This window comes from Ruegeria sp. YTSA219 (assembly GCF_059609985.1).
In genome coordinates this window covers 86,019-107,405 of sequence record NZ_JBXWMT010000002.1, presented here as the reverse complement: position 1 = coordinate 107,405, position 21,387 = coordinate 86,019, and the positions used below count along the sequence as shown (strand labels likewise).

Sequence of the window (21,387 nt, the reverse complement as noted above, 5' to 3'; positions counted from 1 at the left end):
CATCTTTCCGGTATCAGGTTAGCAGCAGGGCAGGACGGAAGACATAACGGCATGACACAATTCAACCAACCAATCAGCGGTAACGATCTGGCGCGTTTTTCCGGCCCAAACACGTTTATGCGCCTGCCGCAGGCGGATACGTTGGCCGGATTGGATGTGGCCGTAATAGGCATCCCGATGGACATTGGCACCTCTTGGCGGTCGGGGACACGGTTCGGACCGAAACAGATCCGCAGCGAAAGTGCGATGCTGCGGCCTTACAATATGGCCACCTTTGCGGCCCCCTTCGACAGCCTGCAAATCGCCGACATCGGCGATCTGGCGATCAACACCTTTTCGCTGTCCGACAGCCTAAGGATCATCAAGGAAAGCTATGACGCGATTCTGGCGCAGGGTGTGACACCTGTGGCGATGGGGGGCGATCACTCGATCACCTTGCCGATCCTGCGGGCCATAGCCGCGAAACACGGGCCTGTGGCGCTGGTGCATGTGGATGCTCATGCGGATGTGAATGATGAGATGTTTGGGGAAAAGGAAACCCACGGCACCGTTTTCCGGCGCGCCTATGAAGAAGGGCTGATCGTGCCGGACAAAACCTTTCAGATCGGCATCCGAGGCTCTGGCTATGCGGCATCGGACTTTACCGAGGCCAAAGGGTGGGGCTTTCGCCAATACCCCGCATGGGAGCTTTGGCAGCAGAACCTGACGGTCATGGGCGCGCAGATACGCAATGAGATCGGGGATCATCCGGTCTATATCTCCTATGACATTGACAGTCTGGACCCGTCTTTCGCCCCCGGAACCGGCACGCCCGAGATCGCCGGGTTAACCACACCGCAAGCGTTGCAACTGATCCATGCCCTGGGCGGGACAAATGTGGTTGGGTGTGATCTGGTCGAGGTTTCTCCGCCGTATGATCCCTCTGGCAATACGGCGCTGACCGCTGCCAATCTGCTGTTTGAACTGCTGTGCATATTGCCCGGAGTGACGTCACGGTAGGGATCACGGCAGTCTCTTGTTTGCTATGCGGAACTGCATATGGTTCCGCAATCTAACAGAGTGGAAAAGATGAAAATGGCGCTGTGGCTGATTGCTGGTCTGATTGTCCTTGTGGGGGCGTATATACGGCTTGCGCCATCTGATCCCGCCATCTGGCACAATACCCCCGTCGGCGACGCGAACAGAGACCTCCGTGGTGGCGTCGTGCGAGTACTTGAAACGGGGCCGGACGGGTTGGCGCAGTTGAACGAAATCGCTGCGTCCGCTCCGCGTACAAAGGTTCTGGCCGGGTCAATTGATGACGGGATGGTCACCTATATCACCCGTACCAAAGTGATAGGTTTTCCAGATTACACAACCGCCCAGCAGAACGGCGATACACTGCGCATCTATGGCAGGTTGCGCTTTGGTCGCTCAGATTTTGGGGTAAACCGAAACCGCGTTGATGGCTGGCTCGCGCGGATGCAGCCCTGAGGACAGGCATCCTTCCTGTACCTCGCGCCACATCGGAACGTTCAGTGACATCTGACATTGTGCAGTGAAAATGCGACCGTCGACCTGCAGGCAGATCATCTCACCCAATTCAACGCGTGACCCGGATTTGTCAGTGCAATAGCAGTCCTGTACCTTGCCGCCGGGACCGACGACATCGGCCATCACGGGCGTCGCAAAAAGCGATAGAACCAGAACCAACCGTCTCATGCGGGGCAGCTTAGCATACGGACAGCCCTTGACCATAGCCCCGGATTAAGAGACACCGCCCGGATGATCCCCGAAGAACGCCTTGAACAGATAACTCAGCGATTCCAATACCTCGAAGCAGCCATGGCAGATGGTGCTTTGGGCGGCGATATTGCTGTGCTGGCCAAGGAATATTCGGACCTCAAGCCCGTGGTCGATCAGATCATGGCATGGCGCCAGCTGGTCACTGACCTTGCCGAGGCCGAGGCGATGCTGGCCGATCCCGATATGAGGGAGCTGGCCGAAGAGGAAATCCCCGACCTGCAGGCCCAAATTCCCGGTGCCGAACACGCCCTGCAACTGGCCTTGTTGCCTAGGGATGCAGCCGATGCGCGCCCGGCCATGCTGGAAATCCGTCCTGGAACCGGTGGTGATGAGGCCGCGCTTTTTGCGGGCGACCTGCTGCGCATGTATCAGCGGTATTCCGAAGCGCGCGGTTGGAAATTCGAGATTATCGAGGAGCAGGCGTCGGATCTAGGCGGCATCAAAGAGGTGGTTGCCCATATCAAAGGCGACAACGTCTTTGCCCGTTTGAAATACGAATCTGGCGTTCACCGGGTGCAGCGGGTGCCGGAGACCGAAAGTGGCGGGCGCATTCATACCTCGGCGGCGACGGTGGCGGTTCTGCCCGAGGCCGAGGATGTCGATATTCAGATCGACGCCAATGATATCCGTATCGACACGATGCGCAGCTCGGGTGCGGGTGGGCAGCACGTGAACACCACCGATTCGGCCGTGCGGATTACACACTTGCCCACCGGGCTTGTGGTGACCAGCTCCGAGAAATCTCAACACCGCAATCGCGAGATCGCGATGCAGGTTCTGAAGACTCGACTCTATGATCAGGAGCGTCAGCGGATTGACAGCGAACGCTCGGCAGATCGGGCGAACCAGGTCGGGTCTGGCGACCGGTCGGAACGGATCAGGACCTATAATTTCCCGCAAGGCCGCATGACGGACCACAGGATCAATCTGACGCTGTACAAGTTGGATCAGGTGATGCAGGGCGATCTGGATGAGGTAATCGACGCATTGACCGCGGATGATCAGGCGCGTCTCCTGGCCGAGATGGCGCAATGACCGGCGGCCAGACAGCGGCTCAGGCAATGGTGGCCGCTACGGCAAGATTGCGTGCGGCTGGTGTGGCTGATCCGGCGCGGGATGCGCGGGTTCTACTCGCCCACGCCGCCCGGATCGAAGCAAGTCGCGTGACACTGATTACACCCGAAGAGCTTTTACCGGATATTGCTGAGCGATACGAGCAACTGATCTCGCTTCGGGTCATTCGTGTGCCCGTTTCTCATCTGTTGGGGGAACGTGAGTTTTACGGCCGTCGGTTCAAAGTTAGCCGGGACGTGCTGGATCCACGCCCGGAAACAGAGGTTCTGATCGAGGCCGCGCTGAGCGAACCCTTTGACTATGTCCTCGATCTGGGGGTTGGATCGGGGTGCATCCTGATCACATTGCTGTCCGAACGCACCAGTGCATCGGGTATTGGTGTGGATCTGAGTAAGGCGGCCTGCCTACAGGCCAGTGCAAATGCCGTGCAACACGATGTTCAGAACCGGATCGAAATTAAGCAATCCGATTGGTTTGGAGACATTGAAGCTAAATTTGACCTGATTGTTTCAAACCCGCCCTATATTTCCCTTCCGGAAATGGACACCCTGGCACCTGAAGTGCGGGACCATGAGCCGCGGATGGCATTGACAGACGAAGGTGACGGCTTGGGGGCCTACCGCAGGATTGCTGCCGCCGCCCCGGATTTTCTATTGCCCCATGGTCGGTTACTTGTCGAAATCGGACCCGAGCAAGGGCAGAGCGTCGCATCTTTGTTTGACGCAACAGGATTGACAGACGTACGGATCATTCCCGATCTGGACGGTCGCGACCGCGTCGTTTTCGCCAGAATGCCTTCATGACGGAACATTCTGAGGCCGAAATGCGCCGATTGATATAAAAAAGGTACAAAAATTGGGACAAACCTCTTGTCTGCACGCTCTGGACGTGTTTACTCAGGTGTAGTCAGAGAGGTTGACGCTGTTACAGCGGGCCCCTGACGCCAAGCCCAAAAAAGCCGACATCGTGTCATAGCTAAGCCCTTGAGCAGTGCAAGACGCGAACTGATCGGCAGCGAACGACAAGGCTGACTAAAGTAGATGAGATCTTCCAAATCCCGCTCTCGGGCAAAGAATAACCGCAATCGTCCTTCTGGCGGCAACGTCGTAAACCGAGTTTTCGACAGTTCTGGCCCAGAGGGCAAAGTGCGTGGCACGCCGCAACAGATTATTGATAAATATAATCAGCTTGCACGCGATGCTCAGTTGTCTAACGACCGTGTAGCTGCCGAAAACTTTCAGCAGCACGCCGAACATTACCTGCGTTTGCTTAGCGAAGCTCAGCGTGAAATGGATGCACGCCGTGAGGAGCAAGAGCGTCAGAATCGCGAACGCCAGGCTGAACGAGATCGTGAGCGTACCGAGCGTCAGGAACGCGAAACCGTCCGCCAGTCGGATCCCGCTGAAGCACCTCAACCTGATGTGATGGGGTTTGCCGCTGACGCAGCTGCTCCGGAATCCGGGCTTGTAGAAACGCCTGAAAGCAAAAGCCCTGAAGAGGCCGAGAAAAAAGAAAAACCGGCCCGCCGGCCTCGGGCGCGCAAGCCCAAAGCCGCACCTGCTGCGACTGAGGACGCGCCCTCTGGCAACGGTGATACGCCTGAAGCGGCAGAGTAAATCAGCCAGTATAGAAAAGAAAAACCCTGCGGTCTGTTAGGCCGCAGGGTTTTTTGTTTCAGGATCTTTTGACTTCGCGGGCCAATGCGCAGAACGCTTCTAAAGGCACTTGTTCCGCACGTTCGGTGGGTTTGATCCCGGCGGTTATCAGGCGGTCTTCGATATCGGGTGCGACGCCTTTCAGTGAAGCCCGCAGCATCTTGCGGCGCTGATTAAATGCGGCGGCAACCACGCGGGACAGGGTGGCTGGGTCAGCCGGATATCGTGGTTGAGGCAGGGCGGTCAGGTGGACCACAGCGCTTGAAACCTTGGGGGGCGGGGTGAACGCGCCGGGTGGCAGTGACATGGCGATGCGCGCGTCGGCCCGCCATTGGGCAAGGATGGCCAAGCGGCCATAGGCTTTTCCGCCGGGTTGGGCGACGATCCGTTCCGCCACTTCGCGCTGAAACATCAGGGTCAGGCTTTGCCAGAACGGAGGCCATTGCGGCGGAGTCAACCAGCGGACCAGCAATTCGGTACCGACGTTATAGGGCAGGTTCGCCGCCACACGGATCGGAGGGGTCAGATGCGTAAGCGGATCAATCTCAAGCGCGTCACCGTTGATGACCTCAAGCCTGCCGGGATAGGCGGCGGAGATGTCATTCAGGGCAGCGATACAGCGGGTATCTTTTTCAACTGCAACAACCTTGCGCGCACCTTCTGAAAGTAGCCCACGGGTCAGCCCGCCGGGGCCGGGGCCGATTTCCAGAACATCGCATTCCGCAAGATCTCCGGCCTGCCGCGCGATCTTGGCGGTCAGGTTCAGGTCCAGCAAAAAGTTCTGGCCCAGCGACTTGCGAGCCGAGAGTTGATGCGAGGCGATAACCTCGCGCAGAGGGGGAAGGTTGTCGATAGTGCTCATGATCCGATCACCGTGGCGCGGTTTGATAGGAGAGCGCCAGAGAATTTTTACCTCTGGCCGGGATATTTACAGCCCGCTGAAGGATCAAGAGCTTTGTGCCATCTGCTGGGCAAGTTTCAGCGCTTCGATCAGGCTGGTCGGGTTTGCAAGGCCTTGCCCCGCAATGTCCAGTGCAGTCCCGTGATCGGGTGAGGTTCGGATATATGGAAGGCCTAGTGTGACGTTCACACCGCGATCGAAATCCAGCGTCTTGATCGGAATCAGAGCCTGATCGTGATACATGGCGATGGCGGCGTCATAGCGCGCGCGCGCTGCGGCGTGGAACAATGTATCCGCGGGGTGCGGGCCGGTTACGGTATACTCTTTGCGGGGCAGCTCCGCGATCAGCGGCGCAATCCAGTCCAGTTCTTCTTGTCCCATCTTGCCGCCTTCACCGGCATGCGGGTTGAGGCCCGCGACGGCTATCCGCGGGGTGGCAATACCGAACTGTGATTGTAGTCCCTGGGCGGTGATTTCGATGGTTTCCCGCAAAAGCTCGGGCGTAAGCTCGCAAGGAACGCGTGAGAGCGGGATGTGGATGGTTGCTGGTACAACGCGCAGCTGGTCGCTCGCCAGCATCATCACAACACGTTGGGACCCAGCCAAGGCGCCCAGAAATTCAGTATGGCCGGGGAATGAGAAACCTGCCCCGTCGATAAGTGCTTTCTTGTGGATCGGTGCGGTACATAGCGCCGATGCAGAACCGGACTGAACCAGCGCCACGCCGGTTTCAATGGCAGTGACAACTGATCTGGCGTTGGCTGGATTAGGGTGCCCAGACCGGTTGGGGGCTGGAAAGTCCAGTTGCAGTACGGGCAGGGCAGAGCCACAGATCTCGACCGCCTGAGAGGCGTCGCTGATCTGTACCGACGGTGTCTCGGGCGGCAAATGCGCGGCATCGCCAATATAGAAGAAAGGGCAGGTGGTTCTAAGGCTGGCCCAGGCTTTTGCGGCGATCTCGGGCCCAATTCCGGCCGGGTCGCCGCAGCTGAGCGCGATTGGCTTCATTGTTCAACAATAGTTGCGTCGGCACGCATTTGCCCCAACAGGCTTTCTGCAAGTGTTTGCAGCCTTTGCTGGGTCAGAGCATTGGCGACATCTGCACGCGTTGTCTCTTCGCCAAGGTTGCGGGTACGTGTGCACAACATCACAAAAGCCAGTGTTTGGCCGTTGTTACGGGTCAACGTGGTTGAAACTTCGTTCAGGTCCAGTTTGGCTAGTTCCAATGCGATATCGCGCGGGATTTCCGACGGTTTGCTGACATTCCGCTCTAAGACTTCTGCTGGCTTGTTTTGCACGATACCGTACAGATCATCGCAAGTGTCTATTTCTTCTTTCAGCTTTTCGGCTGCGGCCAGTGTTTCCGCGCTACGACCACCGGGCATGTAATAGACAGCATAGTCGATCTCGGAATAGGTGGGCGTACTCGCAGCGGTCTCACGCAAACCGCGCATCTGAAACAGTGCAACGGCATTGGGCAGCGGAATGGGCTGGGTGATGTCACCATTTTTGAGCCCGATGATGACCGGCTGCAGCGCCGGGGGCAGATCGGTCAAGTTCAACCAGTCAAGGCGCCCCCCATTGGTGCGAGTTCCGGCCGCCGAGTACTGTGTTGCGGCGGTTGAAAAGGAATCATAGCCCTCGATCAAGGCGATCTCTTCGGCCAGCAGTTGAACCTGTGGCAGGTTTTGTTGGTTCACAGGAATAATGATTTCCGAAAGAAGGACTTGCAGGCCACCACTTCCAGATTGTCCAAGTGCGCGATTGATCTCGTCTTCCGATGGTCTCGCCTGCGACAGAAAACGCGCGCTGACGAATTCACGCCAGGAAATCTGATCCTCGATGAAATCCCGAACCGTCTCACGGTCAACACCGGCATCCGCCAGAAGCTGCAGGAATTCGTCGCTCGAAAGCTGACCGCGGGCTGCAAATTGGTCTATTCCAACCTGAACGTCTTCGGGGGCGACCACGATTCCAGCGTCGCGCATCGCCTGTTTGCGCAGGCGGTCGTCTATCAGAGCTTTGCGCACGTCTTCCTCGGTTGCGCCGGGAACACCCAGAATCGACAGGAATTGCAGGCGCTGTTCCAGCTCATACCAGGTCACGATGTCTTGATTGACCTTTATGGCAGGCGAGAACAGGTTCTGCGCCACTGCCTTTACAGGTGCTATGGCAATCGAAACTGCAACCAGTGCCGGAGCAACCAGCCCGATATGGCTGGAACGAAAGAAACGTGAAAAACCTGTTATCAACTGCATCTTCTCTTGTACTGTTTGCCGCCACCTTCGACAGAATATCCTGTCAGAGCTACGGTAAAGCCGAATTCGGTCGAAGGCTCAATACTTGATGACGAGGTATAGCGCCTGCTGACCGACATGTTAACCTGAACACACTCGTTCCGGTACGTGATACCCAACCCATATCTGATCGGTTCAGATTCGCTCAGGTCATACCGCGCCTGAGCACGGGTTTGCCAGTTCTGATCGATGTCGTACCGCCCGCGCAACCAGATCTCAGAAATCTCATCGTCGACATTTTCTGCGGGATCGGGTTCTTGCCAGACATAGCTTCCGCTGAGGGCCGTTGTTTCCTTTTGCCATGCTGCACGCAGCTCGGCCTTGGCAAAGCTGAAATCTCCGTTCACCAAACCTCGCCCGGCCAGAGACCACCCATTGGGCGTTTCAAGTTGACCGGCGATCAACACATCGGACGAAGTGCCCTGAAGGCCCGATGTAAGGTTAAAGTCGGGATCAGCATCCGCACGAAAGACCTGACCGATCGTGGCACGCGCTTGCCAGCCCCTGGAGCCATAACGCGCCCAATTCATCCCAACAACGCCGCTGACTCCATCTTCGCGCCTGTCCTCGGCAGGGAATCGGGACAGGGATAACAGGTTACCCTGGTCAAACTCCTGAAACGTACTTTCGTCGATAGGAACATCATTGTCGGAGACATGCGTCCACCCGATCTGCGCGATGGGTTCCAGCAACTGGGTTGCGCCCGACGCCTCGCGGCGAGTCATTGGAAGGCGCAGCGTCAGTGCGGCACGCGGGGTCGTGCGGGTCACCTGATCGGGATAGGCGCTGTCGTGGCGGATATTGAACGTGTCGATTGACGCGCCTACTTGGGCATCTGCACGCAGCCCCCAGCCCAGTATCCAGCTGCGCAGCCATTCGGTATCGAAGGTCGCTCGGGCAACATCGCGCCCGATAACGTCCTCATTGCTCGTTCTTTCATGGGCATGGCCGATGAAAGCCATCCGCACCTCTCCTCCGACAGCTGCCGGGAAGAAGCGTTTGCGATAGTTCAGGTCGAAGATGCGAGAAGGAATCTGATCCTGATCCTCGCTATCTCGCAAGGTTTTATAGTGGTTTAGGCTGGTCCGGAAAGCGGTATCGCGCTTGATCCTTTCCAGGGCAATTTCGCTGCGCAGACGGTCAAAGTCGGGCAGGCCGTAATCAGCCAGATAGGAATCGTCGGACGTGGTTCGAATGTTGAAGGTCAGGCGATAGTCGTCCGGCAGATCAAACCAACCGTTGGTAAAGAAATATCCGCGCGCCTCGTCCCGTTGAAGGTCATCGCGAGTATGCGCGCCTTCGATTTTGATCCGTCCGTTCTTAAAGGCCTGACGATAGCGATAGCCCAGAGTTCTGGTCTTGCCGGAAAGGTAAGGTGTCAGCGTGAGGTCCTTATGATCTCCAAGCTTGAAGAAATAGGGAACCTTTATGCCTGTGCCCAACTGCGAGGTGGTGCGGACCGATGGGACCAAAAAACCAGTCGCCCGGTCCAGCGTTGGATCGGGAAGACGCAGGTAAGGGAAATAGAAGACCGGCACATCCAACACCCGGAATTGCGCACCTTCGAAATAAAGCTGTCGTTCCAACTGATCATGGGTCACCTTGCGGGCACGGATTTGCCAGAGCGGTGGCCGCCCATCCGTGCAGACATGGCAAGACGTCGCCGAGACTTTGCTGAACTGGGTGTATCTGCCGCCAGCACGTGTCGCCTGCACCGAGGCAATTTGCACCTGTTGGTCGAACACCATTCGGGCGCCGATCAAAAGGCCGTTGAGCAAACCCCGGTCGAGTTCTGCGGAATCCGCCAGAACTGTCGTTCGATTGCCCTGATCAATCCGGATCGGTCCTTCCAGTGTAAGCTCACCGCTTTCGCGGTCGTACAAAATCCGACTGGCCGTCATTTTGACGTCACCCTGAAACGCTTCGACATTGCCCTCTGCGATCAGCACACGCTCTGGGGTTATGAAAATCTTGTCGGCAACAAGTAAGGCTGGTGGCTCTTGCTGGGACGCGTCCGTCGTTTGATCCTGTTCCGGCAAAGTCTGGGCCAGGACACCCGAAGGCAAAGACAATGCAACCGCACCCGAGAGCAATAGCAGAGCGAATTTGCGCATCAGCCATCCTCCGCGTGCAACAGCAGGCCAAGAGAAAGAAGGATGGCCGCAAATGGCGGGGCCCAGGCTGCAACGAAGATAGGCAACTGACCGTTTTCTCCCAATATTTGCGCGAAATTACGGACGAAATAGATGGCGAAGCCCAGTAACACAGCCGTCAGCACCGCTATTCCGGTGCCGCCGAACCGGACATGCCGCATGGTAAAGGCCGCGCCAATCAAGACCATTGCGACCAGAAACAGAGGTCTTGCCAGTTGGACCTGAAACCAGACCTCGTATTGCTTGGTCGAAAAGCCCGCCTCGCGCAGGTCTCGGATCAACTGGGGCAAATCGTAGACAGACATCGAATCCTGGTTGGCCAGCCTGTCCAGAATGCGCTGACGTGTCAGGGTGGTCGGAATCTCCAGACGATCATGCTCTTTCGAGCCAGCTTCGGGATTGATGCCGTTCATAAGCGGCCAGATCTTGGCATCCTGTAAAACCCAAAAACCGTCTTCCAACTTGGCCTGTTTGGCAGAGATCTGGCGTGTCGGCTGACCAATCGCGTCGAATGTTATTATGGTGACGTCCTTCAACAGCAGGGTGTTACCGTTGGACGTTCGGCGCGCGTGGACAACCGATTGGCCCTCTTCTGTAGCTTGCCGTAACCACAAACCCTCACTGCTGATCGAAAGAGCTGAGCTGGTGCGGTTACGGTAGGAATCGGAAAGCCGTTGGAATTCTTCGGAAGTTGCGGCAGCAAACGGGTTAAGCACCGCAACCGCCAAGGCTCCGATCAACAGGGCCAAAGTTACAGGTGCAAGCAGGACGCGAATTCCAGATCGCCCGATCGAGCGCGTCACCACCAATTCCGAGCTGCGCGCCAATCCGATGAACAACGCAATCGTGGACAGGATGATCAGCAGGGGCAGCATCTCACCGATGGCGGCGGGCGTATTCAATAGGGTCAGATACAAAAGCCGGCCAAATGACAGATCGACCTCATCAAAGCGCCGTACCTGTTCAATCAGATCGATCAGAATCATCAGCGTCAAAAAGATACAGCCAATGACCAGAAAGCTCTGGGTGAACCGGCGGGCAAAATATCGATCCAGGATCACAAACGCGCCCCCGGCATCACTGCGTTGCCTGCAGCGGGGGCCTTGAAGTTAAGAGAATCAGCGGTACATGCGCCAGCGCGCAACGGCCTATGCCTGCCCCGATTTGCCAATTCGCCCTCCCGCTCTCCGACCCTGCCGGAACTTTTTCCGCGACTGTAATGCAAATGCCCGGCGGGGAAAACTGCTATCTGGTCAATGCGGTCGCCGCGGGCTAGGTCTTGGGAAACAGATTTTCAGGAGTTCCCAATGAGCAGTCTTGTTCCAATTCAGTTTAAGGCTTTTGACGTGGACGTGATGGCGCAGACCAAAGGGCGCGTCGTGATTATTGTCTCGGATGAAGGCAAGATGAACCCAGCTGCACGCCGCGCCAACCGTCTGACCCGGGGCGCAGTCGCGCGACTTGTCGAAAGCGACCGGTTCGAAAAGGTGAAATCCGGCGATGTAGTCTCTCTTGCCTGGCCAGGCGGAATGGCCGCTGAAGCGCTTGATATTCTCGTGCTGTCGCGCCGTGCCGATGCTGCAGAGGCGCGCAAGGCCGGGGCGAAGCTGGCCAAATTGTCTGATCACCAGCCCTTGTTGGTCATGGCCGGAAATCAGGCTCGGACCGAAGAACTGGCATTGGGGATCGTTTTGCGCAGCTATGATTTCGATGCCCATAAAACCCGAGATTCGGATGAAGCCGGACCAGTAACAATCAGTCATCAGAAACATGATGAGGTCGAAGCCTCATTCGCACCGCTGTATGCGATTGCCGATGGCGTTCGGATGACACGGGACCTGACCAATGAACCCGCCAATGTGCTGACAACGACCGAATTCGCGGATCGTTTGTCCGAAATGAAGGCACTTGGCCTGGACGTCGAAGTGCTCGACGAAGACAAACTGGCCGAATTGGGTATGCGCACCTTGTTAAGCGTCGGGCAGGGCTCGGTCAGCCCGTCCAAGGTTGTGGTGATGCAGTGGAATGGAGGCGACAAGGATGATGCGCCGCTGGCGCTGGTGGGTAAGGGCGTCGTGTTTGACACCGGCGGCATTTCCTTGAAACCCGCTGCAGGCATGGAAGACATGACTATGGACATGGGTGGGGCAGGTGTGGTCGCCGGCACCATGCGGGCGCTGGCCAAGCGCAAGGCCAAAGCCAATGTCGTGGGCCTTGTCGGGCTAGTGGAAAACATGCCTTCGGGCAATGCCACGCGCCCCGGCGATGTCGTCAAGTCGATGAAGGGCGACACGGTCGAGGTCATCAATACCGACGCCGAGGGCCGTTTGGTCCTGTGTGATGTGATGTGGTACGCGCAAGAGCGGTTTGCCCCCGTGGGCATGATCGACCTGGCAACATTGACCGGCGCGATCATCATTGGGCTTGGGCATGAGAATGCCGGTGTCTTTTCGAACAATGACACGTTCTGCAACGCCTTCCTAAAGGCTGCCGGGGCCGAGGATGAGGGCGCATGGCGGATGCCGCTGGGCAAAGCCTATGACGAGCAGCTGAAATCGCGTATCGCCGATATGAAGAATGTCGGTGGACGACCTGCCGGATCCATCACTGCTGCGCAGTTCCTGCAGCGGTTCGTGAAGGACGAAACCCCCTGGATCCATCTGGACATTGCTGGGGTGGCTTCGATTGCAACCGAGACATCCTATGCGCCCAAAGGGGCCACCGGTTGGGGTGTCCGCGCACTGAGCCGGTTCGTGCAGGACAATTTCGAATAATCCAATGGGCGCCGTTTATTTCTATCACCTGACCCGCCAACCGCTGGAAAACACCTTGCCCGTGTTGCTGGACAAGGCGCGGCAGGCCGGGTGGAAGATAGCCGTGCGGGGAACTGATCCCGCACGGATGGATTGGTTGGACGAAAAGCTGTGGCAGGGCCCCGAGGAAGGGTTCCTGCCACATGGCCGCACCGGGGGGCCGCATGACAGGGACCAGCCCATATTGCTGACGACAGGGGCCGAGGCCGCAAATGATCCGGCTTGCGTGATGGCTGTTGATGGTGCCGCGGTTGAACCCGAGGAAGTGAACGCGCTGGAACGCGTGTGCATCCTGTTCGATGGGAATGATGATCAGGCTCTCCAACATGCCCGCGGGCAATGGAAAACACTGACCGGGGCGGGCTGTTCGGCGCAATATTGGTCCGAGGAATCGGGCCGGTGGGAAAAAAAAGCCGAGGCATAGGGCCTCCGCAGATTTCAGGAGAATGAGCGATGGAAATGAAGCCCCTGGGCCGTACTGGAATCATGGTGACAGACCTGTGTCTGGGTACGATGACATTTGGTACGCAGACATCCGAGGCCGACGCGCATACTCAGATGGACATGGCACTTGATGGGGGCATTAATTTTGTCGATGCCGCCGAGATGTATCCGGTGAATCCCATCTCGAAAGAGACGGTGGGCCGGACCGAAGAAATTCTGGGCAACTGGAACGCCGCCAACCCGTCACGGCGTGGTGAATATGTTCTGGCAACCAAGCATTCTGGGGCAGGGTTCGCACATGCGCGCGATGGCGCACCGATTTCACCGCAGACAATCCCCGAGGCGGTCGAAGGTTCCTTGCGCCGACTGCAAACGGATTGCATCGACCTTTATCAGTTTCACTGGCCGAACCGCGGCAGCTATATGTTCCGGCAAAACTGGACCTATGCGCCTTCGGGGCACAATACCGATGAGGTTCTGGACAATATGCACGAGTGCCTTGTTGCCCTGAAGGAACAGGTCAACAAAGGAAATATCCGAGCGTTTGGCCTTTCGAACGAAAGCGCTTGGGGCACCGCTCAGTGGTTGCGGATCGCCGAAGCCACCGGCACGCCTCGCGTGGCATCGGTTCAGAATGAGTATTCTTTGATGTGCCGGCATTTCGACACCGATATGGCCGAGCTGAGCGCGCATGAGGATGTGGGGCTGATGGCCTTTTCACCGCTTGCCGCCGGATTTTTGACCGGGAAATACCAAAACGGCATGGTGCCCGAGGGTTCGCGGATGTCATTGGTGCCTGAGGTGGGTGGACGTCATCGCAGACGGGCATTTGAGGCGGTTGCGGCCTATCTAGAGATCGCTGACCGCCACGATCTGGACCCGGTCCATATGGCGCTGGCCTGGTGCCGGACGCGGCCCTTCATGATGTCGGCCATTTTCGGCGCGACAACGGTGGCGCAGCTTGGGCATATTCTCGACGGTAAGGAACTTCGCCTTTCTGGGGAAATCCTGACTGAAATCACCGAAGCGCATCGCGCGCATCCTATGCCGTTTTAGGGACGCTGGCCTCGTCTCCGCAGGCGGAGCCTCCCCCGAGGTATTTCAGCCAGATGAAGCAGATCCGCTTAGTGATGGCTGGGTTGTGTCCTGTCTTGCCTCAGGTCCCGGGCCGAAAGGCCGTGCGCTGTGCGAAAGGCACGGGAAAAGCTGGATTGCGAGGCGAAACCCGTCGCCAGAGCCACATCCATCAGTGACATATCGGTGTCCGTCACCAATCTGCGCGCCTCGGCCAGTCGGAGCTGCAGGTAATGGTCCTGCGGCGTGGTGTTCAGGCGCAGGCGGAATTGCTGTTGCAGGGTGCGTGAACTGGTGCCCAGGGTTTCGGCGATATCTGCCAATGGCATAGGGTCGTCCAGTGCGGATTGCATCAGCGTATTGGCTTTGGCGGTCAAAGCTGTGTGGCGGTGCGGCGCACCGGTGCGGCTTTGTGGTTTTGTGGGATCAGGCGCACCGTCATAGAGGAACAGACCCGAGACGCGGGCGGCAAATCCGGCGCCATGGCGGGCGGCGATGATATGCAGCATCATCTCGACCGCTGGGATCGCCCCGCCCGAGGTCAGGCGGCCTTCAGAAACGGTAAACCGGTCAGGGCGCACGTCCACTTCGGGGAAGCGGGCAGAGAAGTTCTCCAAATCTTCCCAATGGGTGGTGGCGGCGTGGCCGTCCAGCAGGCCTGCCTCGGCCAGCAGCCAGGGACCGCCATCAATACCTGCCATTGTGGCGCCGGTCTTGGCGATGCGGCGTAGGCCGGCCAGCAGGCTGGGTGTGGCATGGCGGGCCAGTTGGAACCCGGCAACGACAATCATCAGATCGCAGGATTGCAGCCGGGCCAAAGGTACACCCGGAACCGAAAGCGCACTGGTCAGCATGGCCGGTTCAGCAGTGGCTGTCACATAATCCCAGTCAAAGGCCGGACGATCCGCCAACCGATTGGCGGCGCGCATTGGATCAACGGCCGACGCAAAGCTGAGCGTGTTGCATTCGTCCAGCACCAGCACAGCCGTTTTCAGGGCACGATGTTCGGGCTGCAATATGTTTTTTGCGGATTTCATCAAGTTCGATTCGCATTCTGACAAGTGTTTGACCAAAGCTGCGCCAAACTCGGGGGCGAAAGCAAATCGGAATCCGTGGAGAAGCCTGGGGAAAACTCAGGGTTAACCGGGTATAAGCTGGGGAGAACGCCATGCCTTTGGAAATGAACCGCGAAGTCTTCATTACGTGCGCCGTCACAGGCTCGGGTGGGACGCAGGATCGCAGCCCGCATGTGCCGCGTTCGCCAAAGCAGATCGCCGACAGCGCGATAGCTGCAGCCAAGGCAGGGGCGGCGGTGGTGCATTGCCATGTGCGCGACCCTGAGACCGGAGCGCCTTCGCGTGATCTGGCACTGTATCGTGAGGTCACAGATCGCATTCGCGATGCCGAGGTCGACGCCGTGCTGAACCTGACTGCTGGCATGGGTGGCGACATGGTGTTTGGCGGTATCGAAAACCCGCTGCCGCTGGCCGAGGCGGGAACTGATTTGGTTGGCGCGACCGAGCGTGTGGCCCATGTGGCCGAATGCCTGCCGGAAATCTGCACCCTCGACTGCGGCACCATGAATTTTGCCGAGGCCGATTATGTGATGACCAACACCCCGGGTGCGTTGCGCGCGATGGGCCAGATGATGACCGATCTGGGGGTAAAGCCCGAGATTGAGGCCTTTGATACCGGTCATCTGTGGTTCGCCAAGCAGTTGGTGAAAGAGGGCGTTCTGGAACCGAACGCTCTGGTTCAGCTGTGCATGGGCGTTCCATGGGGTGCGCCGGATGATCTGAACACCTTCATGGCGATGGTGAACAACGTGCCGGACGACTGGACCTTCAGCGCGTTCTCATTGGGCCGGAATGAGATGGCCTATGTGGCCGCTGCGGTTCTGGCGGGCGGCAACGTGCGCGTCGGGCTGGAGGACAACCTGTGGCTGGACAAAGGCGTGCTGGCCGAGAATTGGCAACTGGTAGAACGCGCGGGTAGCATCATCGAGAATATGGGCGCGCGGGTGATCGGGCCTCAGGAGGTCCGCGAGAAGCTTGGGTTGGTGAAGCGGGCGCCGAAAAGCTAGGCGGGCCATGTTCCGCCGAGTTATTTCATGGGTAGTCGGATGTTTGCTCGTTGGATTGGTTCCAGCGTGTGGCTTGGTCGGAAATGAAGGCTTTCGAGCGCGTCAATTTGCTATTCAACCTGTCGAAGCGGTGAATTGGTCGATCTTTGACGAGCCGTATTTCGAAGTGGCTGCGTTCAGACGCAAAAGCAAGAACACGAAACGGCTTTTTGTGAGGCTTGAGGGACAGCCATACCCTAGCTATCAATTGCGTGACCCGGACCGGACCGAATGTTTTGGGTACATCGCAGGAGCAAGTGATTGCTTTGAAAACCACCTGAGCGTGCCTACCCGGCGATCCGAGTCTGCACTTGAATATGACATCACTGCCGCAAGCCCCACAAAGTTTCACATCATCTACGTGGGTGACGGGGAGCAGATGGTTGTATTGGCCCGCCCAGATAGGTCGTTTGCAGTTGTACTGAGCAGAGATTTAACGATCACACAAAATCAACTGACGATTGCGCGTGACGTACTGAGCGAAAATGGGTTTGACCCTCAAGAGTTGAAAGTAGTGAAGTGATGACAAAAACAGCAGCAATCATTGGCGGCGGAGTTATCGGCGGCGGATGGGCCGCGCGGTTCCTGCTGAACGGTTGGAACGTTCGGGTATTCGACCCGGACCCGGAAGCCGAGCGTAAGATCGGAGAAGTTTTGGACAATGCGCGCCGCTCGCTACCGGGGCTGAGCGACGTCCCGTTGCCGCCTGAAGGTGCGTTGTCATTCCATGATGATATAGTCGATGTGGTACAGGGTGCCGAGTGGATTCAGGAAAGTGTGCCGGAACGGCTGGACCTGAAGCTGAAAGTTTACAAGGGCTTGCAAGAGGTTTGTGATCCGGGTGCGATCATCGGCTCCTCGACTAGTGGGTTCAAGCCGTCTGAATTGCAGGACGGCGCGCTGCGCCCCGAACAGATCGTGGTGACGCATCCGTTCAACCCGGTTTACCTTCTGCCGCTGATCGAACTGGTGCCAACTGGCGCGAACCCGCCCGAGATGATCGAACGGGCGCAAGACGTCCTGAAATCGGTCGGGTTCTTCCCGCTGCACGTCAAGAAAGAGATCGACGCCCATATCGCTGATCGGTTCCTTGAGGCTGTCTGGCGCGAGGCGCTGTGGCTGGTCAAGGACGGTGTCGCCACGACCGAGGAAATCGACGAGGCGATCCGTATGGGGTTTGGCATCCGTTGGGGGCAGATGGGTCTGTTCGAAACCTATCGTGTCGCCGGCGGCGAGGCCGGGATGCGGCATTTCATGGCGCAGTTCGGCCCGGCACTGAAATGGCCCTGGACCAAGCTGATGGATGTGCCCGAATTCACTGAAGAGCTTGTGGATCTGATTGCGGATCAGTCGGATGCGCAATCAGGCATGCATTCGATCCGCGAGCTGGAGCGTATCCGCGACAACAACCTCGTGGGGATGATGCGCGCACTCAAGGCGCAGAACTGGGGCGCGGGGGCGGTGCTGAACCAGCATGACGCGCTACTGAAACCGGGTGCGCTGCCATCATTGGAGCAAGCGGATCTGAGCCAACCGATCCTGACTCTGTCTCGTGCCGTGCCTTTGGATTGGACCGATTACAACAGTCACATGAACGAAGCCAAATACCTTGAGGCCTTCGCTGCCGCCACCGACCGCTTCATGGAGATCATCGGCTGCGATATGGAATATATCTCGTCCGGGGGCAGCTATTTCACCGCGGAAAACCACATTCGTTACATGAATGAGGTCCATGCGGGCGCAAAGATTGAGGTACGCACCCAGATGCTGTTGGGGCAGGGCAAGAAACTGCACGTGTTCCACAGCATGTATAGCGGTGAGACGCTGCTGGCGACCGGGGAGAGCTTTTTGCTGCATGTCAGCCTGGACACCCGTCGCCCCAGCCCGCCATCGCCCAGCATTGAGGCCGCGATGGCCCGCATCGCCGAAGCGCAGGCCGGATTGCCTTATCCCGAAGGGGCCGGGGTTGCGATCCGGAAACCCTCATGACCTGCCGGGTGTTGGTGACGGCTGGCGCTTCGGGTGTTGGTCGGGCTATGGCAGAGGCGTTTGATGCGGCCGGGTATGAAGTCTGGATCACAGATATTGATCGGGCGGCGCTAGATGGCGTGCCGGGTCATTGGACAGCCCACCATGCTGACGTGGCGGATGAGGGTGATATGCGCGCCGTCTTCGCCGCGATTTCAGATGCGGGCGGTCTGGATTCGCTCTGCGCCAATGCGGGGATTGCCGGGCCGACCAGCGCAATCGAGGATATCGACCTGAAGGACTGGCGGGGGTGCGTTGCGGTCAATCTGGACGGGGCGTTTCTGGCCGCCAAATACGCCGCGCCTATGATGAAATCTGCCGGTGCCGGCAGCATCATCCTGACCTCATCCACGGCGGGGCAATATGGCTATCCCTTTCGTGCGCCCTATGCCGCGGCGAAATGGGCAGTGATCGGATTGATGAAAACACTGGCAATGGAGCTTGGCCCCCACGGCATACGCGCCAATGCGATTTGCCCCGGCGCGGTCGAGGGGCCAAGGATGGAGGGCGTGCTGGCGCGCGAGGCGGCGACCAAAGGCATGAGCCGGGACGAGGTCTATCAGGGCTATGCCTCGGGCACGTCCATGGGTCGTTTCGTCGAAGCGCAGGACATCGCCAATATGGCTGTCTTTCTGGCCTCTGGCGCGGCGCGGTTGGTGTCGGGTCAGGTGATCGCGGTGGATGGTCACACGGTCAATCCCGACCCGAAACTGTAACCTAGCCCTGGTTGGGGCCTCGGATTTGGCGGATGGTCTGACGAACGGCTTGCCAATCGCGGGCTTGCTGAGCGTTCCCGGCGGCCTCGCATTCGCGCATTTTCATCGCGGCTTCTGCCTCGGCCTGGTCACCGTGCGCCGTGTACAAAGCCCGTGCATATTGGGCTGTTTTCAGTGCGTCCATTCCTGTGGTCCTCCGTCTGTGGTCGGAATGCCCGAAAGTTCGCGCCCGGCGACGATACCACAGGTTGTACGGGGATGCATCACATGTCGCGGGAAATCGCTGCTCTGAGCTGTTGCAGGTGCTCTGGAAAGTCCCGTGCGGTCACGACCGCCTCGCGAACCAGAGTGTCGAAATGGCGGCTGAAAATTTCAATCCGGTCGCGATCGCGAAAGGCCATGTAATGGCTTCCTGCGTAAAACACGCAAAGAAGTGGACCGAAAATCGTTACGGGAGCCGAATACAGCCGTTTGGCATCGAACAGATAGATACGCAGCCGTGGGTAGAGCTGTTCACACAACTCCAAAAGGTGGTCAATCTGATCCAGCCGCTTGCGAAGGCTAAGGCCTTGATAATAGCCGGTTGCATGCGCAAAGCTGTCGATTTCGTACATCGGCATTGCGATCTCATAATCGGACTGGGCGCTGCGCATCCAGGTCAGTCGATCTTCGGACGCACCTATGGCCTGATCTGCCGTGCGCCCCAGATGCGGTGCGTATTCCCATTCCAGAACGGTGCGGGTCTTGAGCATGTCGGGCAAGGTCGCAGGAACATATCTGATTTTGTAACCCGCTGCCTCTTGGTGCCACTCGAATATGCGCTCATCTACCAGGGCGCGGGGGGCCTCAGTCATGCTCAGCGACAAAGCCAGCAACTCGGCCGCGCTTTCCGGCCGGTCAGACAGGCTCAGCAACCAGTCCGCCGAAACACCCAATGCTGTCGCGCAGCTTCCTACAACATGGGCATTCGGCAACCGTGCCCCGTGATCGGTCAACAGTTGCGATACGGTTGAGCGGTCAACACCGATCTGGCGCGCGAGGGCGCTTCGGCTGATTTGGCGTTCTTCCATTGCGCGGGCAAGGCGCAAACGGAATTGAGCCGCACGGTCGCGTTTGTCGATTTTATCCTGCATGTCGTGATAAATATCACGTTTGATGAGTTTTGTTAATCATATTCGGAATTTTCAACCTAAGCGGCAAGCCCTAATTCTAAAGCCATAACAATATTATGGGTGACGGAATGGAAACACGACGCAGATCGGTCGTGAAGGCGGTTTTGTGGAACGTGATGGGCCTGATCATCATGTCGGTGGTTGGGCTGGTTGCGACAGGGTCCGCCGCGATTGGCGGAACTCTGGCCGTAGTAAACACGGCGATCGGGCTGACACTCTATGTGGTTTATGAGAGGGTCTGGGCGGGCATTTCGTGGGGGCGCAATGTCTGAGCGCCCGGGTCCGGAATGGGGCACTTTCACGCTGATGCTGGCCTGTTATGCTGCCTGGTTGGCCGTGATCTTCTTCCTGCCCATCTGGTTAGCGGTTCCAGTGATGGGCGCGGTGGCCGCGTTACATTCATCATTGACGCATGAAGCACTGCACGGGCATCCTTTTCGCGCCAGATGGCTAAACGAGGCGCTGATGGCGCTGCCCTTGACCTTGTTCATCCCATATCAGCGGTTTAGGGACCTGCATTTGGCGCATCATCGGGATGCAACGCTGACCGATCCCTATGATGATCCTGAATCAAACTATCTGGACCCAAAAGTTTGGTCGGGGCTAGGTCATTGGCACAGGCGATTGTTATCGGTGAACAATACTCTGTTGGGGCGGATCGTTTTGGGCCCTGCAATCGGGCAGGTTGCCTTTGTCAGGGACGAGTTGCGAGGGGCCGCGCGTGGCGAATGGGACATATTGCGCGCATGGGCTTTGCATATGGCAGGCGTGGTTGCGGTTATCTGGATCGTGACCTTGTCGCCCATGCCGGTCTGGGCCTATGTCCTGTCCGCGTATTTGGGGCTTGGCCTTGTCAAAATACGCACTTTTCTGGAACACCGTGCGCATGAAGATGTGGGGGCAAGAACCGTTATCATCGAAGATCGCGGGATACTGTCTTTTCTGTTTTTGAACAACAATTTACATGTAGTTCATCATCTGAACCCGCGTACCCCCTGGTATCAACTTCCGAAGATCTACCAGCAGGATAAAGAGAGCTATCTGGCCACGAACAAGGCCTATGTATACCCTTCATATGCCGATGTTTTCCGGGCGTATTTCTGGAAGGTAAAAGACCCGGTGGCGCATCCGCTCTGGCCAAAGGGTTGATTTG

23 protein-coding genes are annotated in these 21,387 nt (G+C 57.9%); 14 read left to right on the top strand and 9 right to left on the bottom strand.

Features of this window, described 5'->3' with window-relative positions; genetic code table 11:
- The first annotated feature begins 51 nt into the window (after positions 1-51).
- A complete protein-coding gene (gene speB / locus AC2FFB_RS03555; RefSeq protein WP_496874504.1) occupies positions 52-999 on the top strand; it encodes an agmatinase in 948 nt (315 codons plus the stop codon).
- Between the two features lie 69 nt (positions 1,000-1,068).
- Positions 1,069-1,473: a DUF1499 domain-containing protein gene (locus tag AC2FFB_RS03550; RefSeq protein WP_496712993.1), complete on the top strand. Its 405-nt coding sequence runs from the start codon at positions 1,069-1,071 to the stop codon at positions 1,471-1,473.
- Here the strand turns inward: AC2FFB_RS03550 and AC2FFB_RS03545 are convergent.
- On the bottom strand, positions 1,414-1,701 hold the full coding sequence (locus AC2FFB_RS03545) for a hypothetical protein (protein ID WP_142633397.1): 288 nt from the start codon (positions 1,699-1,701) through the stop codon (positions 1,414-1,416). The two genes, AC2FFB_RS03550 and AC2FFB_RS03545, sit on opposite strands and share 60 nt — an antisense overlap.
- A 63-nt stretch (positions 1,702-1,764) precedes the next feature.
- Here AC2FFB_RS03545 and prfA point away from each other — a divergent pair, with 63 nt between their 5' ends.
- From prfA to AC2FFB_RS03530, 3 genes are all read left to right on the top strand, one after another.
- Positions 1,765-2,820, top strand: coding sequence for a peptide chain release factor 1 (prfA, locus tag AC2FFB_RS03540; RefSeq protein ID WP_281971980.1), 1,056 nt, complete (start codon positions 1,765-1,767; stop codon positions 2,818-2,820).
- Positions 2,817-3,662: a peptide chain release factor N(5)-glutamine methyltransferase gene (gene prmC / locus AC2FFB_RS03535; protein WP_496688316.1), complete on the top strand. Its 846-nt coding sequence runs from the start codon at positions 2,817-2,819 to the stop codon at positions 3,660-3,662. Before prfA ends, prmC begins: the two co-directional genes overlap by 4 nt.
- A 237-nt stretch (positions 3,663-3,899) precedes the next feature.
- Positions 3,900-4,475, top strand: a complete 576-nt coding sequence (locus AC2FFB_RS03530; protein WP_142633403.1) for a DUF4167 domain-containing protein — start codon at positions 3,900-3,902, stop codon at positions 4,473-4,475.
- 58 nt (positions 4,476-4,533) lie between these two features.
- On the opposite strand, the gene rsmA is transcribed toward AC2FFB_RS03530, so the two are convergent.
- The 5 genes from rsmA to lptG form a co-directional block, all read right to left on the bottom strand.
- Positions 4,534-5,376: a 16S rRNA (adenine(1518)-N(6)/adenine(1519)-N(6))-dimethyltransferase RsmA gene (gene rsmA, locus AC2FFB_RS03525; RefSeq protein ID WP_142633406.1), complete on the bottom strand. Its 843-nt coding sequence runs from the start codon at positions 5,374-5,376 to the stop codon at positions 4,534-4,536.
- An 84-nt stretch (positions 5,377-5,460) separates the two neighbouring features.
- Positions 5,461-6,423: a 4-hydroxythreonine-4-phosphate dehydrogenase PdxA gene (gene pdxA / locus AC2FFB_RS03520; protein ID WP_496874503.1), complete on the bottom strand. Its 963-nt coding sequence runs from the start codon at positions 6,421-6,423 to the stop codon at positions 5,461-5,463.
- Positions 6,420-7,673, bottom strand: a complete 1,254-nt coding sequence (locus tag AC2FFB_RS03515; protein WP_496688309.1) for a peptidylprolyl isomerase — start codon at positions 7,671-7,673, stop codon at positions 6,420-6,422. Before AC2FFB_RS03515 ends, pdxA begins: the two co-directional genes overlap by 4 nt.
- Positions 7,664-9,826: an LPS-assembly protein LptD gene (locus AC2FFB_RS03510; protein ID WP_281971986.1), complete on the bottom strand. Its 2,163-nt coding sequence runs from the start codon at positions 9,824-9,826 to the stop codon at positions 7,664-7,666. The genes AC2FFB_RS03515 and AC2FFB_RS03510 overlap by 10 nt, the downstream gene beginning before the upstream one ends.
- On the bottom strand, positions 9,826-10,926 hold the full coding sequence (gene lptG, locus AC2FFB_RS03505; protein WP_142633419.1) for an LPS export ABC transporter permease LptG: 1,101 nt from the start codon (positions 10,924-10,926) through the stop codon (positions 9,826-9,828). The genes AC2FFB_RS03510 and lptG overlap by 1 nt, the downstream gene beginning before the upstream one ends.
- Positions 10,927-11,172: 246 nt before the next feature.
- Between lptG and AC2FFB_RS03500 the strand changes: the two genes are divergently transcribed.
- From AC2FFB_RS03500 to AC2FFB_RS03490, 3 genes are read left to right on the top strand one after another with little or no spacing between them, the layout of a single operon-like run.
- Positions 11,173-12,639, top strand: a complete 1,467-nt coding sequence (locus AC2FFB_RS03500) for a leucyl aminopeptidase (protein WP_496712926.1) — start codon at positions 11,173-11,175, stop codon at positions 12,637-12,639.
- 4 nt (positions 12,640-12,643) lie between these two features.
- Complete coding sequence (locus tag AC2FFB_RS03495) at positions 12,644-13,102, top strand: DNA polymerase III subunit chi (protein ID WP_271947429.1); 459 nt, start codon at positions 12,644-12,646, stop codon at positions 13,100-13,102.
- A 29-nt stretch (positions 13,103-13,131) separates the two neighbouring features.
- Positions 13,132-14,178 carry an aldo/keto reductase gene (locus AC2FFB_RS03490; protein ID WP_142633424.1) on the top strand — a complete coding sequence of 349 codons (1,047 nt, stop codon included), beginning with the start codon at positions 13,132-13,134 and terminating at the stop codon, positions 14,176-14,178.
- A gap of 68 nt (positions 14,179-14,246) precedes the next feature.
- Here the strand turns inward: AC2FFB_RS03490 and AC2FFB_RS03485 are convergent, their stop codons facing one another.
- On the bottom strand, positions 14,247-15,233 hold the full coding sequence (locus AC2FFB_RS03485; protein ID WP_142633426.1) for a GlxA family transcriptional regulator: 987 nt from the start codon (positions 15,231-15,233) through the stop codon (positions 14,247-14,249).
- A 131-nt stretch (positions 15,234-15,364) separates the two neighbouring features.
- Between AC2FFB_RS03485 and bcoG the strand changes: the two genes are divergently transcribed.
- The 4 genes from bcoG to AC2FFB_RS03465 are packed head-to-tail and all read left to right on the top strand — an operon-like array spanning position 15,365 to position 19,062.
- Entirely contained in the window at positions 15,365-16,279 is a 915-nt protein-coding gene (bcoG, locus tag AC2FFB_RS03480; RefSeq protein WP_281994518.1) for a 3-dehydrocarnitine:acetyl-CoA trimethylamine transferase BcoG, read from the top strand.
- Positions 16,280-16,286: 7 nt separating this feature from the next.
- Positions 16,287-16,841, top strand: a complete 555-nt coding sequence (locus tag AC2FFB_RS03475) for a lipocalin/fatty acid-binding family protein (RefSeq protein WP_496874502.1) — start codon at positions 16,287-16,289, stop codon at positions 16,839-16,841.
- Positions 16,841-18,307 carry a carnitine 3-dehydrogenase gene (locus tag AC2FFB_RS03470; RefSeq protein ID WP_496874501.1) on the top strand — a complete coding sequence of 489 codons (1,467 nt, stop codon included), beginning with the start codon at positions 16,841-16,843 and terminating at the stop codon, positions 18,305-18,307. The genes AC2FFB_RS03475 and AC2FFB_RS03470 overlap by 1 nt, the downstream gene beginning before the upstream one ends.
- Positions 18,304-19,062: an SDR family oxidoreductase gene (locus tag AC2FFB_RS03465; protein ID WP_496693442.1), complete on the top strand. Its 759-nt coding sequence runs from the start codon at positions 18,304-18,306 to the stop codon at positions 19,060-19,062. The genes AC2FFB_RS03470 and AC2FFB_RS03465 overlap by 4 nt, the downstream gene beginning before the upstream one ends.
- A 1-nt stretch (position 19,063) precedes the next feature.
- Here AC2FFB_RS03465 and AC2FFB_RS03460 read toward each other — a convergent pair whose 3' ends face one another.
- Together AC2FFB_RS03460 and AC2FFB_RS03455 are read right to left on the bottom strand one after the other, a co-directional pair.
- The gene (locus AC2FFB_RS03460) at positions 19,064-19,246 is read right to left on the bottom strand and encodes a hypothetical protein (RefSeq protein WP_142633436.1); all 183 of its coding nucleotides are present in this window, start codon (positions 19,244-19,246) and stop codon (positions 19,064-19,066) included.
- A gap of 79 nt (positions 19,247-19,325) precedes the next feature.
- Positions 19,326-20,195: a helix-turn-helix domain-containing protein gene (locus AC2FFB_RS03455; protein WP_142633438.1), complete on the bottom strand. Its 870-nt coding sequence runs from the start codon at positions 20,193-20,195 to the stop codon at positions 19,326-19,328.
- Positions 20,196-20,302: 107 nt separating this feature from the next.
- On the opposite strand from AC2FFB_RS03455, the gene AC2FFB_RS03450 reads away from it, so the two are divergent.
- Both AC2FFB_RS03450 and AC2FFB_RS03445 read left to right on the top strand, forming a co-directional pair.
- Entirely contained in the window at positions 20,303-20,506 is a 204-nt protein-coding gene (locus AC2FFB_RS03450; protein WP_142635106.1) for a DUF2061 domain-containing protein, read from the top strand.
- Entirely contained in the window at positions 20,499-21,383 is an 885-nt protein-coding gene (locus tag AC2FFB_RS03445) for a fatty acid desaturase (protein ID WP_281971989.1), read from the top strand. The genes AC2FFB_RS03450 and AC2FFB_RS03445 overlap by 8 nt, the downstream gene beginning before the upstream one ends.
- The last annotated feature ends 4 nt before the right edge of the window (positions 21,384-21,387 follow it).

Bases quoted from the DNA above. Each gene is read 5' to 3' on its own strand.
- speB (WP_496874504.1), top strand. From the start codon at position 52: ATGACACAATTCAACCAACCAATCAGCGGTAACGATCTGGCGCGTTTT.
- AC2FFB_RS03550 (WP_496712993.1), top strand. From the start codon at position 1,069: ATGAAAATGGCGCTGTGGCTGATTGCTGGTCTGATTGTCCTTGTGGGG.
- AC2FFB_RS03545 (WP_142633397.1), bottom strand. From the start codon at position 1,701: ATGAGACGGTTGGTTCTGGTTCTATCGCTTTTTGCGACGCCCGTGATG.
- prfA (WP_281971980.1), top strand. From the start codon at position 1,765: ATGATCCCCGAAGAACGCCTTGAACAGATAACTCAGCGATTCCAATAC.
- prmC (WP_496688316.1), top strand. From the start codon at position 2,817: ATGACCGGCGGCCAGACAGCGGCTCAGGCAATGGTGGCCGCTACGGCA.
- AC2FFB_RS03530 (WP_142633403.1), top strand. From the start codon at position 3,900: ATGAGATCTTCCAAATCCCGCTCTCGGGCAAAGAATAACCGCAATCGT.
- rsmA (WP_142633406.1), bottom strand. From the start codon at position 5,376: ATGAGCACTATCGACAACCTTCCCCCTCTGCGCGAGGTTATCGCCTCG.
- pdxA (WP_496874503.1), bottom strand. From the start codon at position 6,423: ATGAAGCCAATCGCGCTCAGCTGCGGCGACCCGGCCGGAATTGGGCCC.
- AC2FFB_RS03515 (WP_496688309.1), bottom strand. From the start codon at position 7,673: ATGCAGTTGATAACAGGTTTTTCACGTTTCTTTCGTTCCAGCCATATC.
- AC2FFB_RS03510 (WP_281971986.1), bottom strand. From the start codon at position 9,826: ATGCGCAAATTCGCTCTGCTATTGCTCTCGGGTGCGGTTGCATTGTCT.
- AC2FFB_RS03500 (WP_496712926.1), top strand. From the start codon at position 11,173: ATGAGCAGTCTTGTTCCAATTCAGTTTAAGGCTTTTGACGTGGACGTG.
- AC2FFB_RS03495 (WP_271947429.1), top strand. From the start codon at position 12,644: ATGGGCGCCGTTTATTTCTATCACCTGACCCGCCAACCGCTGGAAAAC.
- AC2FFB_RS03490 (WP_142633424.1), top strand. From the start codon at position 13,132: ATGGAAATGAAGCCCCTGGGCCGTACTGGAATCATGGTGACAGACCTG.
- AC2FFB_RS03485 (WP_142633426.1), bottom strand. From the start codon at position 15,233: ATGAAATCCGCAAAAAACATATTGCAGCCCGAACATCGTGCCCTGAAA.
- bcoG (WP_281994518.1), top strand. From the start codon at position 15,365: ATGCCTTTGGAAATGAACCGCGAAGTCTTCATTACGTGCGCCGTCACA.
- AC2FFB_RS03475 (WP_496874502.1), top strand. From the start codon at position 16,287: ATGTTCCGCCGAGTTATTTCATGGGTAGTCGGATGTTTGCTCGTTGGA.
- AC2FFB_RS03470 (WP_496874501.1), top strand. From the start codon at position 16,841: ATGACAAAAACAGCAGCAATCATTGGCGGCGGAGTTATCGGCGGCGGA.
- AC2FFB_RS03465 (WP_496693442.1), top strand. From the start codon at position 18,304: ATGACCTGCCGGGTGTTGGTGACGGCTGGCGCTTCGGGTGTTGGTCGG.
- AC2FFB_RS03460 (WP_142633436.1), bottom strand. From the start codon at position 19,246: ATGGACGCACTGAAAACAGCCCAATATGCACGGGCTTTGTACACGGCG.
- AC2FFB_RS03455 (WP_142633438.1), bottom strand. From the start codon at position 20,195: ATGCAGGATAAAATCGACAAACGCGACCGTGCGGCTCAATTCCGTTTG.
- AC2FFB_RS03450 (WP_142635106.1), top strand. From the start codon at position 20,303: ATGGAAACACGACGCAGATCGGTCGTGAAGGCGGTTTTGTGGAACGTG.
- AC2FFB_RS03445 (WP_281971989.1), top strand. From the start codon at position 20,499: ATGTCTGAGCGCCCGGGTCCGGAATGGGGCACTTTCACGCTGATGCTG.